General features: G+C 64.2%; 13 protein-coding genes. 3 read left to right on the top strand and 10 right to left on the bottom strand.

All coding sequences use genetic code 11. The features are described from left to right. Positions 1-70: 70 nt before the first annotated feature. The 6 genes from HMPREF3162_RS08065 to HMPREF3162_RS08090 all read right to left on the bottom strand — a co-directional run bounded on the left by HMPREF3162_RS08065 (position 71) and on the right by HMPREF3162_RS08090 (position 4,997). On the bottom strand, positions 71-817 hold the full coding sequence (locus tag HMPREF3162_RS08065; RefSeq protein ID WP_070574851.1) for a phosphoglyceromutase: 747 nt from the start codon (positions 815-817) through the stop codon (positions 71-73). 65 nt (positions 818-882) lie between these two features. Next, positions 883-1,419, bottom strand: coding sequence for a YbjN domain-containing protein (locus HMPREF3162_RS08070; protein ID WP_070574852.1), 537 nt, complete (start codon positions 1,417-1,419; stop codon positions 883-885). Then, the gene (locus HMPREF3162_RS08075; RefSeq protein WP_070777558.1) at positions 1,416-2,657 is read right to left on the bottom strand and encodes a glycosyltransferase; all 1,242 of its coding nucleotides are present in this window, start codon (positions 2,655-2,657) and stop codon (positions 1,416-1,418) included. The genes HMPREF3162_RS08070 and HMPREF3162_RS08075 overlap by 4 nt, the downstream gene beginning before the upstream one ends. 7 nt (positions 2,658-2,664) lie before the next feature. Next, positions 2,665-3,462: an alpha/beta fold hydrolase gene (locus HMPREF3162_RS08080; RefSeq protein WP_070574856.1), complete on the bottom strand. Its 798-nt coding sequence runs from the start codon at positions 3,460-3,462 to the stop codon at positions 2,665-2,667. Next, the gene (locus HMPREF3162_RS08085) at positions 3,459-3,776 is read right to left on the bottom strand and encodes a DUF2516 family protein (RefSeq protein WP_070574859.1); all 318 of its coding nucleotides are present in this window, start codon (positions 3,774-3,776) and stop codon (positions 3,459-3,461) included. Before HMPREF3162_RS08085 ends, HMPREF3162_RS08080 begins: the two co-directional genes overlap by 4 nt. A 93-nt stretch (positions 3,777-3,869) precedes the next feature. After that, the gene (locus HMPREF3162_RS08090) at positions 3,870-4,997 is read right to left on the bottom strand and encodes an FUSC family protein (RefSeq protein WP_256282698.1); all 1,128 of its coding nucleotides are present in this window, start codon (positions 4,995-4,997) and stop codon (positions 3,870-3,872) included. Positions 4,998-5,068: 71 nt separating this feature from the next. Between HMPREF3162_RS08090 and pepN the strand changes: the two genes are divergently transcribed. After that, a complete protein-coding gene (gene pepN / locus HMPREF3162_RS08095) occupies positions 5,069-7,831 on the top strand; it encodes an aminopeptidase N (RefSeq protein ID WP_083318958.1) in 2,763 nt (920 codons plus the stop codon). On the opposite strand, the gene HMPREF3162_RS08100 is transcribed toward pepN, so the two are convergent. Together HMPREF3162_RS08100 and HMPREF3162_RS08105 are read right to left on the bottom strand one after the other, a co-directional pair. Beyond that, positions 7,756-8,844 carry an LLM class flavin-dependent oxidoreductase gene (locus HMPREF3162_RS08100; RefSeq protein ID WP_218079086.1) on the bottom strand — a complete coding sequence of 363 codons (1,089 nt, stop codon included), beginning with the start codon at positions 8,842-8,844 and terminating at the stop codon, positions 7,756-7,758. The genes pepN and HMPREF3162_RS08100 overlap by 76 nt on opposite strands. A 107-nt stretch (positions 8,845-8,951) precedes the next feature. Further along, positions 8,952-9,650 (bottom strand): helix-turn-helix transcriptional regulator, encoded by a 699-nt coding sequence (locus tag HMPREF3162_RS08105; protein WP_083304177.1) that lies wholly within the window; start codon positions 9,648-9,650, stop codon positions 8,952-8,954. 73 nt (positions 9,651-9,723) lie between these two features. Here HMPREF3162_RS08105 and HMPREF3162_RS08110 point away from each other — a divergent pair, with 73 nt between their 5' ends. After that, entirely contained in the window at positions 9,724-10,452 is a 729-nt protein-coding gene (locus HMPREF3162_RS08110) for an alpha/beta fold hydrolase (protein ID WP_070574869.1), read from the top strand. A 151-nt stretch (positions 10,453-10,603) separates the two neighbouring features. Beyond that, complete coding sequence (locus HMPREF3162_RS08115; protein WP_070574871.1) at positions 10,604-11,620, top strand: bile acid:sodium symporter family protein; 1,017 nt, start codon at positions 10,604-10,606, stop codon at positions 11,618-11,620. A gap of 104 nt (positions 11,621-11,724) precedes the next feature. Here HMPREF3162_RS08115 and gabT read toward each other — a convergent pair whose 3' ends face one another. Next, complete coding sequence (gabT, locus tag HMPREF3162_RS08120; protein ID WP_070777559.1) at positions 11,725-13,092, bottom strand: 4-aminobutyrate--2-oxoglutarate transaminase; 1,368 nt, start codon at positions 13,090-13,092, stop codon at positions 11,725-11,727. 42 nt (positions 13,093-13,134) lie between these two features. Then, on the bottom strand, positions 13,135-14,253 hold the full coding sequence (locus HMPREF3162_RS08125; RefSeq protein ID WP_070574877.1) for a CAF17-like 4Fe-4S cluster assembly/insertion protein YgfZ: 1,119 nt from the start codon (positions 14,251-14,253) through the stop codon (positions 13,135-13,137). Between the last annotated feature and the right edge of the window lie 80 nt (positions 14,254-14,333).

The following is a 14,333-nucleotide window of genomic DNA, read 5'->3' on the forward strand; positions in this document are numbered from 1 at the left end:
TAAGGCCCGGTGCCCATGTGGGCACCGGGCCTTAAGCGTTGGTTCTGAGCTCAGAGCATCAGCGCACCAGTCATTTCTTGCCCTGGGCGGCAACCGCGGCTGCGGCTTCGGCTGCCGCTTCGGGATCGAGGTAGCGGCCACCGGGGTTCACTGGCTTCAAATCTTCGTCGAGCTCGTAGTGCAGCGGAATGCCGGTGGGGATGTTCAGCCCCACGATGTCGTCGTCACTGATGCCGTCGAGGTGCTTGACGAGCGCGCGCAGCGAGTTTCCGTGCGCTGTGATCAGAACAGTGCGGCCCAGCTGGAGGTCTGGGACAATCGAGTCGTACCAGTACGGCAGCAGACGCTTGATGACGTCCTCCAGGCATTCGGTGCGCGGGATGGCAGAACCCAGGTTTGCGTAGCGCGCCTGCCCTGCCTGTGACCATTCCGAGCTGTCGTCGAGTTCCGGCGGCGGTGTGTCGAAGGACCGGCGCCAGATCATGAACTGCTCTTCGCCGAATTCTTCGCGGACTTCGGCCTTGTTCTTGCCCTGCAGCGCACCGTAGTGGCGTTCGTTCAGCCGCCATGAGCGTTTGACGTCGATCCAGGAACGGTCAGCGGTTTCCAGGGCAAGGTTCGAGGTGATGATGGCGCGCTTCAGGCGCGAGGTGTGCAGAACATCGGGCGCCAGCCCGGCTTCTGTCAGCAGCTCCCCCGCCCGGGCGGCTTCGGCGCGGCCCTTGTCAGTCAGGGGCACGTCAACCCAGCCGGTGAAGAGGTTCTTCTTGTTCCATTCGCTTTCGCCGTGGCGCAGCAGCACGAGGTTGTAAGTCATAGCCCTATTCTTCCATGTGAGGTCAGTCCTCGGCGGTTCTATCCGCCGAGGACTGACTGCCTGTCTCAGTCGGTGTCGGTCTCGGTGAACGTGCCGATGAACTCGTTGTCGTCGTTATCCAGCAGGTGTTTGAACGCTTCGAGGTTGCGAGTGGATTCGCCGCGGGCGATCCTCCACGCCCATTCGCGCTTCATGGATGTGAGAAAGCCGTGGACCAGCAGATCATTGAAGCTGCCGTCAGACACTGTGAGGACTTCGCCCATCACCTGATCGATGATCTCGGCCGTCCACGCGGATGCGGGGATCGATGCGCGCAGGTAGACGTCCCCGTGCGGGTCGAGGAAGAACGACACCAGGTGAAGTATCTGATTGCGGCGCAGCATCCACCGGTAGAACGCGGCGTGGTTTTCATCGGGCCTGCGCATGAGGAACGCCTGCAGGTCGACCCGGCTGGGTGTGAAGCGCACCGACACTGTGGTTTTGAGCTTCTTTTCGCCTGGCAGCGTGACCACCAGGTGGCCGACGTCGACCACGTCGAACTCGACCTGCGCGTCTTTGGCCCACGCAACCAGCGCAGATGCTGTTTCTTCGATCGGCGTCATTCGTTCCTCCCCGCGGACTGTTGGCCCGCTCCGGCGGCAGTGAGTGCTGCCATTACCTTCTCAGCACAGGCCTGCCACGTAAACCTCTGCACACGTTCGCGGGCTGCCTGGCCCAGACGTTCCCGCAGCTGCGCATCGTCAAGCAGCCGGGCGAGCGCCTCCGCCCAGCTTCTGTGGTCGCGGCCTTCCAGAAGCACTCCCGTCGTCCCGCTGTCGACAATGACTTCCAACCCGCCCACGCGGGAGGCCAGTACGGTACGACCGGCGGCTGACGCCTCGGCGGCGACAAAGCCGAACGACTCCGAACGCGACGGCACAATCACAACGTCAGCCGCCCGGTACCAGTCGGCGAGCTCTTCGGCGGGCACGGGTTCGCGGACCTTCAAACTGTCTGCCACTCCCAGGCGTCCGGCGAGTTCGGCGTACACGCTTGCGTGCGCGTCCCCGGAAACCGCGCCCAGCTGGACCATGCGCGTTCGGGCCGCCAGATCCGGGCGCACCGACCGCAGTGATGCGAGTGCTTCAATTGCCAGATCGGTTCCCTTGACCCGCTGCATCCGGCCGACCCCCAGCACCAGCAGGTCGGCGTCCGCCCCGACACGGCGGCGTGCCTGAGCTTGATCGCCGGGGGTGAATACGTCTGTTCGCACGCCCGGCGGCACGGTGAGAACTCTGTCGGAGGCAGCCCCCAGCAGTTCGCGTGCGTCTTCGGCTTCTGCCGGGGTGTTGGCCACGATGATGTCGGCCGTCTGGGCGATCCGCCGTTCAGCTTCCAGCCGTTGGGACGGTTCGCGGTGGCCAGGGAAGTCGCGCTCTTTGACCGCGGCGATCGTGTGAAATGACACGGCAGTCTTCTTGCGCGGCTGAGCCCGCAGGGCGGCATCGGCCGAGATCCAGTAGTGCGCCCACACAAAGCCGGCTGCCCGGTAGTCAGAATGTTCGCTCAGCTGTCCGGCAAGGCGGTCGATGTCATCAGCCAGTTCGTCTTTTGTTTCTGCTCTCGTGCTCAGCAGGTGAACTCGGATGCGGGGACCCAACTGACGAGGTGCCGTTTGGCTGCCGCTTTGCAGCTGCGGGTCGGCTGTGAAGATGTCGACTGTGTGCCCGGCTGCGGCAAGTTCTTCCGCGACGTTGAGGGCGTAGACGTTGAGGCCTCCGGCATCACCGGCACCGGGCTGGGCGGCCGGGGAGGTGTGCAGGGAGATGAGCGCCAAACGGCGAGCGGGCGGGTTCGGCATCGGCGGCTCAGCTGTCAAAGAACTCGCCCAGTATGCGGCGCACGTCCTGGCGTCCGCGCCACAGAATGGAGCCTCGCGGCAGCACTTCGAGGCGAGCGTGTGGGAAGGCGTCAGCGTATTTCTGTGCGACTTCGACCGGGTGGCTGGTGTCTTCTTCGTGTGTCAGCACGAGAACATCGCCTGCGAAATCTGAGGCTCCCGCCGGATTGTCCACGGCAGTCCTGCACGCTAAGCCGATGCCGTCTTCGAGGTCGGTTGTCATGATTGCCCGGGCCCGTCCGCGCGCAAACTGCTGGGCTTCGGGCATCTGCCGGACTTCGGGGGCTTCGCGTTCCGCAAGGGCCCTGGCGAGGCCGTCTTCGTCGCCTTGTGCGACATAGCTGCGCAGCATGTCGGTGTAGGCGGCGAAGTTCTCCATCAGGTGTTCCGGCGGCGCTGTCCACGACGCGGGCAGGACGAACGCGGCCTTTTTCAGCCCGCGCGCTGCGTGGTGGCCGTCGGTGATGAGTCTGGCGAGAGCACCAGCGCTCATGGACACCCCGAGTGCGCGATCGGCGTTCGTGCGTTCGAGAACACCGGCAAGCGCCTGGGCAAGCATCGGATATTCCCAGCCTGGACCGGGCGATGGATTGCCCCCGTGGCCGGGCATGTGGGGAAAGACTCTTGTGCCGCGGATGCCCGCCGCAAAAGGCCGGGTGTCGCGGATGCTGCCGCCGAAGCCGTGGGCGAAGACGGTCGTGGGCTCGCCCGAGCCGATGATGGCCGTGTAGTGCTCATCCGCGCCCGGCAGGTTGGTGCGCGTCACCTTCTGTGGCGGCGGGATTCAATGGCACGCAGCTTCTTGGCCATATCGCCCAAGTAGATGCCTGCCGCCACAACGCTGGCAATGCCCAGCAGACCGAGACCGCTCCTGACTCCGGTGAGTGGGAGGTTGGCGAAGGCCAAAGCGGCGGCCACACCCAGGATGCTGCACCACAGCGCCTTGGAGTGGCGGTCAATTGCCTTGTACGCCTCGTCGGAGAATCGCAGCGAATCGATGAACGCGATCGTCGTCAGAGCAAAGACGCCCACCTGGATGAGCATCATGATTCCCATTTGAATGTTCCCAAGCACCAGCATGGTGCCATTCTAGACTGCGCGGACCGGCACCTCGTGAGCCTTCAGGTTCTGTGCTGTCCTCGGCGGCTTTCCGACCTGGCTGCCCAGCGGAGATCACTCTCCGTCAAGTTCCGGCAGGCCCGGCAGGACGTCGTCGGCGGCGGCTTCGGTCAGACCGGCAGCGCACATGAGGTCGTGCGCCAACGGACGCAGCATAAGGATGACAGTTTCGTCCAGTCGGCCCTGAGCAAACGGCGCTTTGACATCCAAGCGCGCCGCCACCGACGCCAAATACTCCTCCGCCGGAACGCGAGACGTTCCCCGGCGCAGCGCAATGCCGAGCATGGAACTGCCCTCGGCGAGCGCATCGGTGAGGTTCGCGATCTCCGGCCGCGCATCACCCGTCTGAGTCAGCGTGACGGACCGACGCGCCACGATCCTCACCATGCGCATAGAACGGTCGGCGTACTCAGCGGCACGGGCAAGCCGGTTGACCTCGGCCGCGTAACGGCGGGACCGCGCGTTGATGCGGGTGGCCTCCTTCGACACGCTGACCGAACTGTGCCACTGATCGACAAAGCTCTGCGTGTCGCGCGCACGCCCCAGCGCACGCTGGGCCGCCCCCTTATCCGCCGTGCGGATGCTGCGTGAAATGTCCTGCAGAATCTCGGAAATCTCATCGAGCAGAGAAGCTGCCCTGTCCCGCGGAGCCTTGCGCGCATCGTGGGGCACGATAAGGCTCATGAGAATCGCAACAGAGGCGCCGACGGCAGCGTCGACAGTCCGATCAAACGGATAGGCGTTCAGCGCAGGCGGGACCGTGACCACATAGATGGACTGCACGCCGATCTGCGTGATGAACAGCGGACCGGAATTGATCAGTGCGCCCACGAGAATGCCGCAGAACATGACCAGCGCCATCTGCCAGATGCCCGTGCCGAACAGCGACAGCACCAGCTCGCCGGCCAGCACACCGAAAATCGCACCGATGCCGAATTCCGTGGCCCGCCGCAGGCGACGGTCCGTGACAACGCCCGTTCCCACGGTTGCGGCGACCGCGGCCAAGAACGGGTACTGGTGCCCCAGGACCAGCAGACAGAACGAATACGCAACAACGGCGCCGATGACCACCTGCAGGTACTGGCCGAAATTCGCCCTGATCCGACGCAGACCCAGCCGAGCGCGCAGCCCCAGGTACGAACCCAGGCGCCGGGCCCGCGACGGCTGCTTGACTGTACTCACTGAAGCACCTCCTCCTGAAGTCTATATATCGACATTCCACGAAATATGAAAAGCTGGTCGTCGGAGGACCAATGACATCAAATCTCACCCGCACAGAGGCCCAAGAGCGAGCGCGCCTGCTCACCCTTGAGGCCTATCGCATCAGCCTGGACGTTTCTGGTGCGCCCAACCGCGATATGTCCACGTACGATTCGGTGACGACCGTGACGTTCACCGCGGCCGAAGATTCCACGACGTTCATCGACATCATCGCCGACTCTGTGTATGCCGTCAGCATCAACGGAAAAGACCTTGACCCCACGACAGCTTTCGACGGCTTCCGCGTCACCTTCCCCGTCACGGCCGGACAGAACGAACTGACGGTCGGGGCAAAAGCGCTGTACTCCCGTTCCGGTGAGGGCATGCACCGCTTCTTCGACCCCGCAGACGGCAAGGTCTACCTGTACACGCAGTTCGAGCCGACCGACGCCCGCCGCGTCTTCGCCAACTTCGACCAGCCGGACCTCAAAGCCGTCTTCGAGTTCGAAGTGACCGCACCGAGCGACTTCACCGTGCTGTCCGGTGGAACCAGCCGACAGTCCGAAGAGGTCGCCAAGGACATCACCCGGCACAGCTTCGCCCCCACTCTGCGTCAGTCGAGCTACATCACCTGCGTGTGCGCCGGGCACTACGTTGAGCTCACCGACTCCTACACGCGGACCGGTGCGGGTGCAGACGGCGCAGACCTCACCATTCCGCTGGGACTGTACGCCCGGGCCAGCCTCGCCGACCACATGGACCCCAAAGCGATCTTCACGGTCACCAAGCAGGGCCTCGACTTCTTCATGGACTTCTTCGACTACCCCTACCCGTGGGGTAAGTACGACCAGATCTTCGTCCCCGAATACAACCTCGGCGCCATGGAGAACCCCGGCCTGGTCACCTTCACCGACGACTACCTTTTCCGGGACGCCGTCACCCGACGCCAACTGGAGGCGCGCGCCAACGTCATCCTGCACGAAATGGCACACATGTGGTTCGGGGACCTTGCGACCATGACCTGGTGGGATGACCTGTGGCTCAAAGAGTCCTTCGCCGACTACATGGGCGGACTCGCCCTGGCAGAAGCCACCGAGTTCGACGACGGCTGGGTGTCCTTCGCGCTGTCGCGCAAAGACTGGGCCTACCGCCAAGATCAGTACCCCACAACGCACCCCATCGTCGCCGACATCCCCGATGTCGAAGCTGCCAAACTCAACTTCGACGGCATCACGTACGCAAAAGGCGCGTCCGTGCTCAAACAGCTGGTCGCCTACGTGGGCATTGACGCTTTCCGCGAAGGCTCCCGCCAGTACTTCCGCGACCACGCCTACGGCAGCACCACGCTGGAAGACTTCCTGTCCGCACTCGATGCGGCAGCACCTGACCGGGACGTCCGCGGCTGGGCCAAAGCCTGGCTGCAGACCACCGGCATGAGCGAAATCGGCATCGACCTCGACGTCGACACGGACGGAACGATCACCTCCGCAACGGCCTACCAGCGCAACTGCGACGGCTCTGATGTGCTGCGCCCGCACACCATGCGGGTGGGCACATTCACCAAAAACGGTGCCGCCATTGAGCTCACGGACTCCTTCACCCTCGACTTCGACACCGCAAAGGCCGAAGTCAGCCATCTGGTCGGCGCACCCGCACCGGACCTCCTGCTGGTCAACCACGGCGACGACGACTTCGTCAAAATCCGCCTGGACGAAAGATCCACCGCCACCGCGCTGCGTCACGTCAGCCGGCTGGAGGACCCCATGGACCGCGCTCTCGTCTGGTCGGCGCTGACCAATGCCGCACGGGACGGGCTTCTGCCCGTGACGGACCTCATTGAAGCCCACGCTCGTTCCCTCGGCCGTGAAGACCACGCAGGCATCGCCGGAGGAGTGTGTGCGACAGTGCTCGGCGCACTCGACCGCTGGACGGCCGACGCCGACCACCCGGAGGCGCTGCGCTCACTGCTGGGCTCAGCACTCGACGCTCTCGCTGCGGCCCCCTCCGGCTCCGACGTGCAGCTCGACCTGGCCGAACTGGCACTTGTGCTGGTGCAGCGCGCCGCCGCCCTGACCCAACCGCACCCCGTGGACACCGCTGGACGCCAGTGGGCTTCGAAGGTTCTCAATGCAGAGCTCGGCAGCGCTCTGAACGACGGGGCCAACGACCTCACCATCGAGCACTCACTGCGCTGGCTGGCACTGACCGCGCTGGTCACACAGGGCTGGGCCGACCAGCAGGACATCGATATCGAGGCCAGACTCGACAACACCGGTGCGGGCCTTCTGCGGGCACGCACAGCGCAGGCTGCCATGCCGCTGGTGTTGGCCAAACAGCGCGCGTTCACCTCAGCCGTTGACGACCACACCCTGTCCAACGATGCACTGAGCGCAACCATTCAGGGCTTCATCGCACCGTGTGCCCTGCCGTTGCGCGAACCGTTCGTCAAACAGTACTTCGAGCGACTGGAATCGTTCTGGACTGACCATTCGATCGAAATCGCTCGTCGCCTTGTGCTGGGCCTCTACCCCACCTGGAGCAATGACGCACAGCGGGTACTCGACCTGACGAATGCATGGTTGGACGACCACCCGCAGGCGCCCGCCGCTCAGAGGCGGCTGCTGATAGAACTCGCCGACAACCAGGCCCGGTCCATCCGCCTGCGCAGGGCAGGCGAACGGACAGAGAAGCCGGTCGGCACCTCGGGCCACCCTGGGCGGCACCTCAGAGCGGTCAAGGATCAGAACAGCTCTTCGGCCAGAAGCTCCAGCGTTCGCTCCCGGGCGACCGAAGTGCGCAGGTCCTCGTCTGGATAACCGCCGGCAACAGCCTGCATCATGACCTCGTCGACGCCGCCCTCGGCTGCCAGTTCGCGCAGCTGACGGGCGGCGTCGGTCGGTGTGCCGATGATGTACGTCTGTGCGAGCTTGTCCGCCACCGCGCGGTGCCCGGCCGACATGACCTCGTCCGTTTCCCGTCCCACCGTCGGCATGGAGCGCATGGGAGCGCCCACCCGCAGGTTCGCCATCTGGTACAGGAACGGCTGTGCCAGATTCCAGGCCTCTTCCTCGGTTTCAGCGACAACCACGTTCGCTGTCATAAAGCTGCGCGGCTGTCTTCCGAACTGGGTTGCTTCGAACTGGTCGCGGTACAGCTGCATAGCCTGCTGTGCGCCGCGACCGGCAAAATGATTGGCGAACACATAGGGCAGGCCGAGGACTGCTGCCAGCTGGCTCGAATAATTACTGGACCCCAGAAGCCACACCTGGGCTGCAGGACTGACATCAAGCTTCGGGGTGGCTCTCAGCGTGTGTTTGCGGTCGCCGAACAGCTCCACGTCCAGCCCTTCGGGGCCCAGCAGGCGAAGAATGTCCATGACGTGCTGCGGGAAGTTCTCCACGGGATCAATCGGCTGGCCCTCCCGATTGACCACCTGGCCCTCCCCCAGGTGGCCCCACATGGCCATGCGCGTAAACGGGTCGGTGCCGGGAGCACGCCCAATGCCCAGATCAATCCGGTCGCCGTAGACCGCGGCCAGCAGGGAGAACTGCTCAGCCACCGAATACGGCGCGTGGTTGGGCAGCATGACACCGCCAGAGCCCAAGCGAATCCGCGAGGTGTTCTGCCCTAAGTGCATAAGCTCAACTGCGGGATGGCTTGACGCAATGGCCGGCATGTTGTGGTGTTCGGCCACCCAGTAGCGGGTGTAGCCCAGGGCATCCGCCTTTTCTACAAATGACTTCGACGCCCGCAGAGCGTCACTGGTTGTCTGTTCGCCGCGAACGGGCACAAGGTCGAGGATCGAAAGCTTCAACGGTGTTTCAGTCATAATGCCGGAACACCCCTAGTCGAGGAGGAATTCCCCAAGGCCGTCGAGGTGGAGCTGAGTGGCCGAGGTGGGCTCGGATGGACTGCCGGGAGACGTTGATGAGGAACTCACCCGTCGCGGCCATGGACGGGCCTGGCGTTCGCAGGAGGGTCCCCGACTTCCTGAATGGCGTGGCCGCTGCAGGCAGTCATGGTGACGGTAGCGCATTCGATGCGCGACACGGAGAACCACCGCATCGCACCGCGCAGGAGGCACCATCCGACCAGATACCACCGACCGCCTGCAGAAGCGAAAAGCACGGGTTCAACCTCACGAACAGTCGTAGTGCCCTCCCGCGATGTATAGCGAATGCGGAGCACTCTTTGTTCGGCCATCGCTTCCTCTATCGCTGACTGAATAGTGCGTGAGGAAGAAGGAAGCGAATCCACCCAGACCCGGTGGGCAAGCTCGTCGGCCTGCGCCCGAGTCTTGGGATCGAGGACGTCCATGATCTTCTTGACCCCGGCGCGCGCCAGATCGGCATAGGGCGCATCTGACGCGGCGGACACCGCCACCATGAGCGCCACGGCCTGCTCCGGGGACAGGGTAACGGGCGGAAGGGAAGCGCTCTTGGCCAGTCCGTACCCACCGCCCGGACCGGGGCGGGACCAGATCGGCGCACCGCTGTTCTCCAACGCGTATAGGTCGCGCTTGACGGTGCGGACCGACACTTCGAACTCTCGCGCCAAGCGCTCGGCCGATACACCTCGCGTCCCGCTGCGACGCAGCATCTCGGACAGAGCGTGTAGTCGTTCGGCTCTCTTCACTGCGCGAACCTCACCAAATTCATGACATAAATGGTGACATACGGTTGTCCGCCAAGGCTGGGAGCCTTGTCCTATGACAGCAACACACAACATCAGACCTGCCGTCCTCGTTCCTGGCCACTGGCTGGGAGCATGGGCCTGGGACGAGGTCGTTGAGCACCTCACGACCGATGGCACGCGCACAGTGGCGATGACGCTGCCGGGCCGCGACGAGGACGACCCAGAGCGTGCGGCAAAGACGGTCGACGACCAAGCAGCAGCGATCAGGGACACGATTGCCGAGCAGGGCGATCAGCCTGTGCTCCTCGTCGCGCACAGCGGCGCCAATTTCCCCGTCAGTCTCGTTCTCGACCGGCACCCCGAGCTGATTGCACGGGTGGTGTGGGTCGATTCCGGCCCCGTGGCCGATAGCACTGCCTTCGCCGCCGACTTCCCAACCGAGAGTGAAGACCTGCCGCTGCCGTCGTTCGATGACCTCGGTCAGCAAGCCAGCCTCGAAGGGCTGAGCGCCGAAGCACTCGAGCGCTTCCGAACAAAGGCTGTCCCAGAGCCCGCTCCCGTGCTGCGCCAGTCCGTCGAACTCACGAACGGGGCCCGCCACAGCGTCCCAACAACCATGGTGTGCTGTTCAATTTCCGGCGAACAGGTGATGGCGTTGGCCAAGGCAGGTCACCCCATGTTCGCTGAGGTCGCAAACCTCGAAAGCCTCGATGTCGTAGACCTCCCTACAGGACACTGGCCCATGTGGAGTCGACCGCGCGACCTCGCCGAGATCATTCGCGCAACGTCGCAAACAAGCTAAACTCCACTCGCAGCTGTGAGTGGTCCAGCTGAAACGACTGGCCCCTTTTCCTTATTGAGTACTATGTCCGGCCAGCGCAGTTAGATCGCTGCGCTCTTGCCATGTGAGATTTCGCTGGGCTGAACGCGTTCTGGCGCGTAGATTACCCGCTATGGCACCCGGGAACACGAACTCACCCAACGACAGCAGCGACAGCGGGGCAGGCACCTCGTCAGCGATACGCACAAGCAGAGCGGCAGGCGACCAGCAGACCCGCAGCGCGCGGCTTGCCGTGACGGCATTCCCGGTGCTGGTGGTGCTCGGCGGCCTGCTGGGCATCGCGGCATCTGACACGCTCGTGGCCATGAGCCCCGCAATCCCGTGGGCACTGGGCGTGGTCATGTTCCTCATGGGCCTGACACTTACGATGCCGGACTTCGCCCGCATCGCCAAGCGCCCCTGGGCTGTGCTCATCGGCGTTGCGCTGCAGTTCACCATCATGCCGCTGGCCGGTGTCGCGATCGTTCGTCTGCTGGGCCTGGACCCCATGCTGGCCGTCGGCGTCATCCTCGTGGGCTGTGCGCCCGGCGGCACAGCCTCAAACGTCGTCACCTACCTGTCACGCGGCGATGTCGCGCTGTCAGTGACGGTGACGACAGTGTCGACGCTGCTGGCTCCCCTGCTCACACCGATCCTGACACTGTGGCTGGCCGGCTCCTACCTCGAAGTGTCGGCCGCGGCGATGATGCTCTCGATCGTCAAAACCGTGTTCGTGCCGGTCATTCTGGGGGTCATCGTGCGGCTGTTTGCTGCACGCGCCGTGGAGGCTGTCGCACCCGCACTGCCGTGGCTTTCGACCATCACGATCACACTGATCGTCGCTGTGGTCGTCGCAGGGTCGAAGGACAGCTTGGCCTCGGCCGGGCTCATTGTTCTGCTGGCCGTCATCCTGCACAACGCCATCGGCCTGGGATTGGGCTACTGCGCCGCGCGGCTCACAGGTCTTTCGCCGGCACAGCGCCGCGCACTGTCCATTGAGGTCGGCATGCAGAACTCCGGCCTAGCAGCGTCCCTTGCCGCCGCCTACTTTTCGCCGCTCGCCGCACTTCCCGCCGCTGTTTTCAGTGTGTGGCACAACGTGTCCGGGGCTATCATCGCAGCGTTCTTCGCCCGGTCCAAGACCGACTAGGACAGCACAAAGCGCTTCCGGCCGCTGCGTGATTACAGCGGCCGGAAGCGCTTTCAAGGCTCAGACCCGCGCGGTGAGGGCAAGCCCGCACCACGCAGCTCAGATCACTTGTCGAGGGCCTTGGCGAAAGCCTCTTCCATGACGTCGAAAGCGTCGTCAAGCAGTTCGTCGGAAATGGTCAGCGGCGGCAGGAAGCGCAGCACATTGCCGAACGTACCGGTGGACAGAACAAGAACACCCTGTTCAGCACAGTACTTCACGACATCACCGGCGAGTGTGGGATGCGGTTCGGTGGTGCCTTCGACAACGAGTTCGATGGCCTGCATGGCACCGCGGCCGCGGATGTCGCCGATTTCAGCGAAGCGCGACTGCAGCTTGGTGCAGCGGTCAACCATCTTTTCGCCGATCTCAACAGCACGCTCAACGAGACCGTCCTGTTCGTAGGCTTCGATGGCGCCGAGAGCACCGGCAACGGCAGCCGGGTTGCCGGAGTAGGTGCCGCCCAGGCCGCCGCCGTGAACGGAGTCCATGATGTCGGCGCGCCCGGTCACTGCAGACAGCGGCAGGCCGCCCGCAATGCCCTTTGCGGTGGTAACGAGGTCAGGTGTGATGCCCTCCCATTCGGAGGCGAACATCTTGCCGGTGCGGGCAAAGCCGGCCTGGACTTCGTCGACTACAAAGACGATCCCGTTCTTCTGGGCGTACTCCTGCAGTGCCGGCAGGAAGCCTTCGGCGGGGACGATGAAGCCGCCCTCACCCTGAATGGGCTCGATGACGATGGCGGCGACGTCTTCAGCGCCGATCTGCTTATCGATCATGGTGGTGACGCGCTGTGCAGCCTCTTCACCGGACAGCTTGGTGCCATATGCGGCGTTGTCGCGGAAGGGGTAGGACATGGGTGCGCGGTAGACCTCGCCGGCAAACGGGCCGAAGCCCTTCTTGTACGGCATGGCCTTTGCGGTCATGGCCATGGTGAGGTTGGTGCGGCCGTGGTAGGCGTGGTCGAAGACGACAACCGCGTTGCGCTTGGTGTAGCTGCGGGCGATCTTGACGGCGTTTTCCACTGCTTCAGCACCCGAGTTCAGCAGCAGTGTGCGCTTTTCGTGGTCGCCGGGAGTCAGTCGGTTGAGTGCTTCGGCAACTTCGACGTACGCCTCGTAGGGGTTGACCATGAAGCACGTGTGGGTGAACGCCTCAAGTGCTTCCTTCGCACGGCTCACCACGCGCGGATTCGAGTTTCCGACGTTCGTGACCGCGATGCCCGCGCCCATGTCGATGATCTGGTTGCCGTCGATGTCTTTGAGGATTCCCCCACCGCCGGCGACGATGTATGCCGGCAGCGAACTGCCCACACCGGCGCACACGGCCGCTTTGCGGCGCTCTTCGAGCTCACGGGACTTCGGCCCGGGGATTTCGGTTACAAGTTTGCGTTCCTGCGGCAGGCTCTGCCCGCCCTGCTCCAACGTAGTCATGAGGTCAGTGTAGAACTCTCAGAACAGTCTGTGCTGACCGGCTCACCTGCCAAGCCGCCGCAGATCAGCTTCGCGGTTGATGTGCGGCACACCGGCACGGTTTTCACGTTTGTGGGCAACGATTTCTTCGACGATGGTAGGCAGCTTTTCGTCTTCGTCACCGGCAGCCAACAGCTGGGCGTCGACGCTGGTGCCGCGACGGATCAGCGCGAGTGCCACGGGCCCGTACTCGTAGTGGATCGCAGTTGAGGTCAGGTGCCCGATCACCCTCTCGGCGCCTCGAACTTCGGCATACACTTCCGCTCCGGGCCGCGGAATGGTGTGAGTCGAACCGTCGATGTGCAGGAACACCAGGCGGCGCGGCACCTGGCCCAGGTTGTGCACGCGGGCCACGGCCTCCTGGCCGCGATAGCAGCCTTTGGCCAGGTGCACGGCGGTGCGCAGCACGTCGAGTTCGCCCACGAGCGTTTTGCCGTCGACGTCCTGTGGTGAGGGACGCCAGTTCTCAATCCGCAGTGCTTCCCACGCGTCGCGGCCGGCAACGCCGTTCGGCTGCCATTGCTGCAGCTGATCGCGCGGGCAGAGCTGAATGCGCAGGTCGTGCGTGTGGCCCGGGTGGTCCGGCGAGGCCTGGTCCGAACCGAGGTCGACAGCGGCATACGAGGCGGAGCCGGCTCCCACTGCCGGCCAGGGATCGTCCCACTCGGCTTGGGAGGGCAGTCCTTCCGGGGCGGGCCCGACGGTGCCGACGCATTGGAACTCTGCGGACCGGTCGGTGATTTCTGCGCGCATCATGAAGCGCATCGAGTCCAGCCACTCCACGGCTTCTTCGCCGCCGGTTTCGAAGATCAGCCACAGGCTGTCCTCTTCTGCGATGATCCGCACCCAGTGTTCGATGTGCCCCGTGGCCGACAGGATGAGCGTTTCGGTGTTCGCACCCGCCGGAAGGTTCTCCAGCGACTGTGTTGTCAGGGAGTGCAGCCAGCGCAGGCGGTCTTCGCCGGTGAGCGTGTAGACGCGGAAGCTGGAGAGGTCGGCAACGGCACGGCCTGCTGCGAGGTCGCGCTGCTCTTTGAGCGGCATGCCGAAGTGCTGGACTTCGTCTGCGCGTTCGTCGATGCCGTAGACGGCGGCAGAGCGGGGGTAGCGAAGCGAGTTCACGGATCTCCTGACTGTTCGACGAGGGAATATTCGACGAGAAATCTTGCGAGGTGGTCTGTTCTGCCGTCAACCGCACGGCG

It is taken from the genome of Brevibacterium sp. HMSC07C04 (assembly GCF_001815905.1).
In the GTDB taxonomy this organism is placed as follows: Bacteria; Actinomycetota; Actinomycetes; order Actinomycetales; family Brevibacteriaceae; genus Brevibacterium.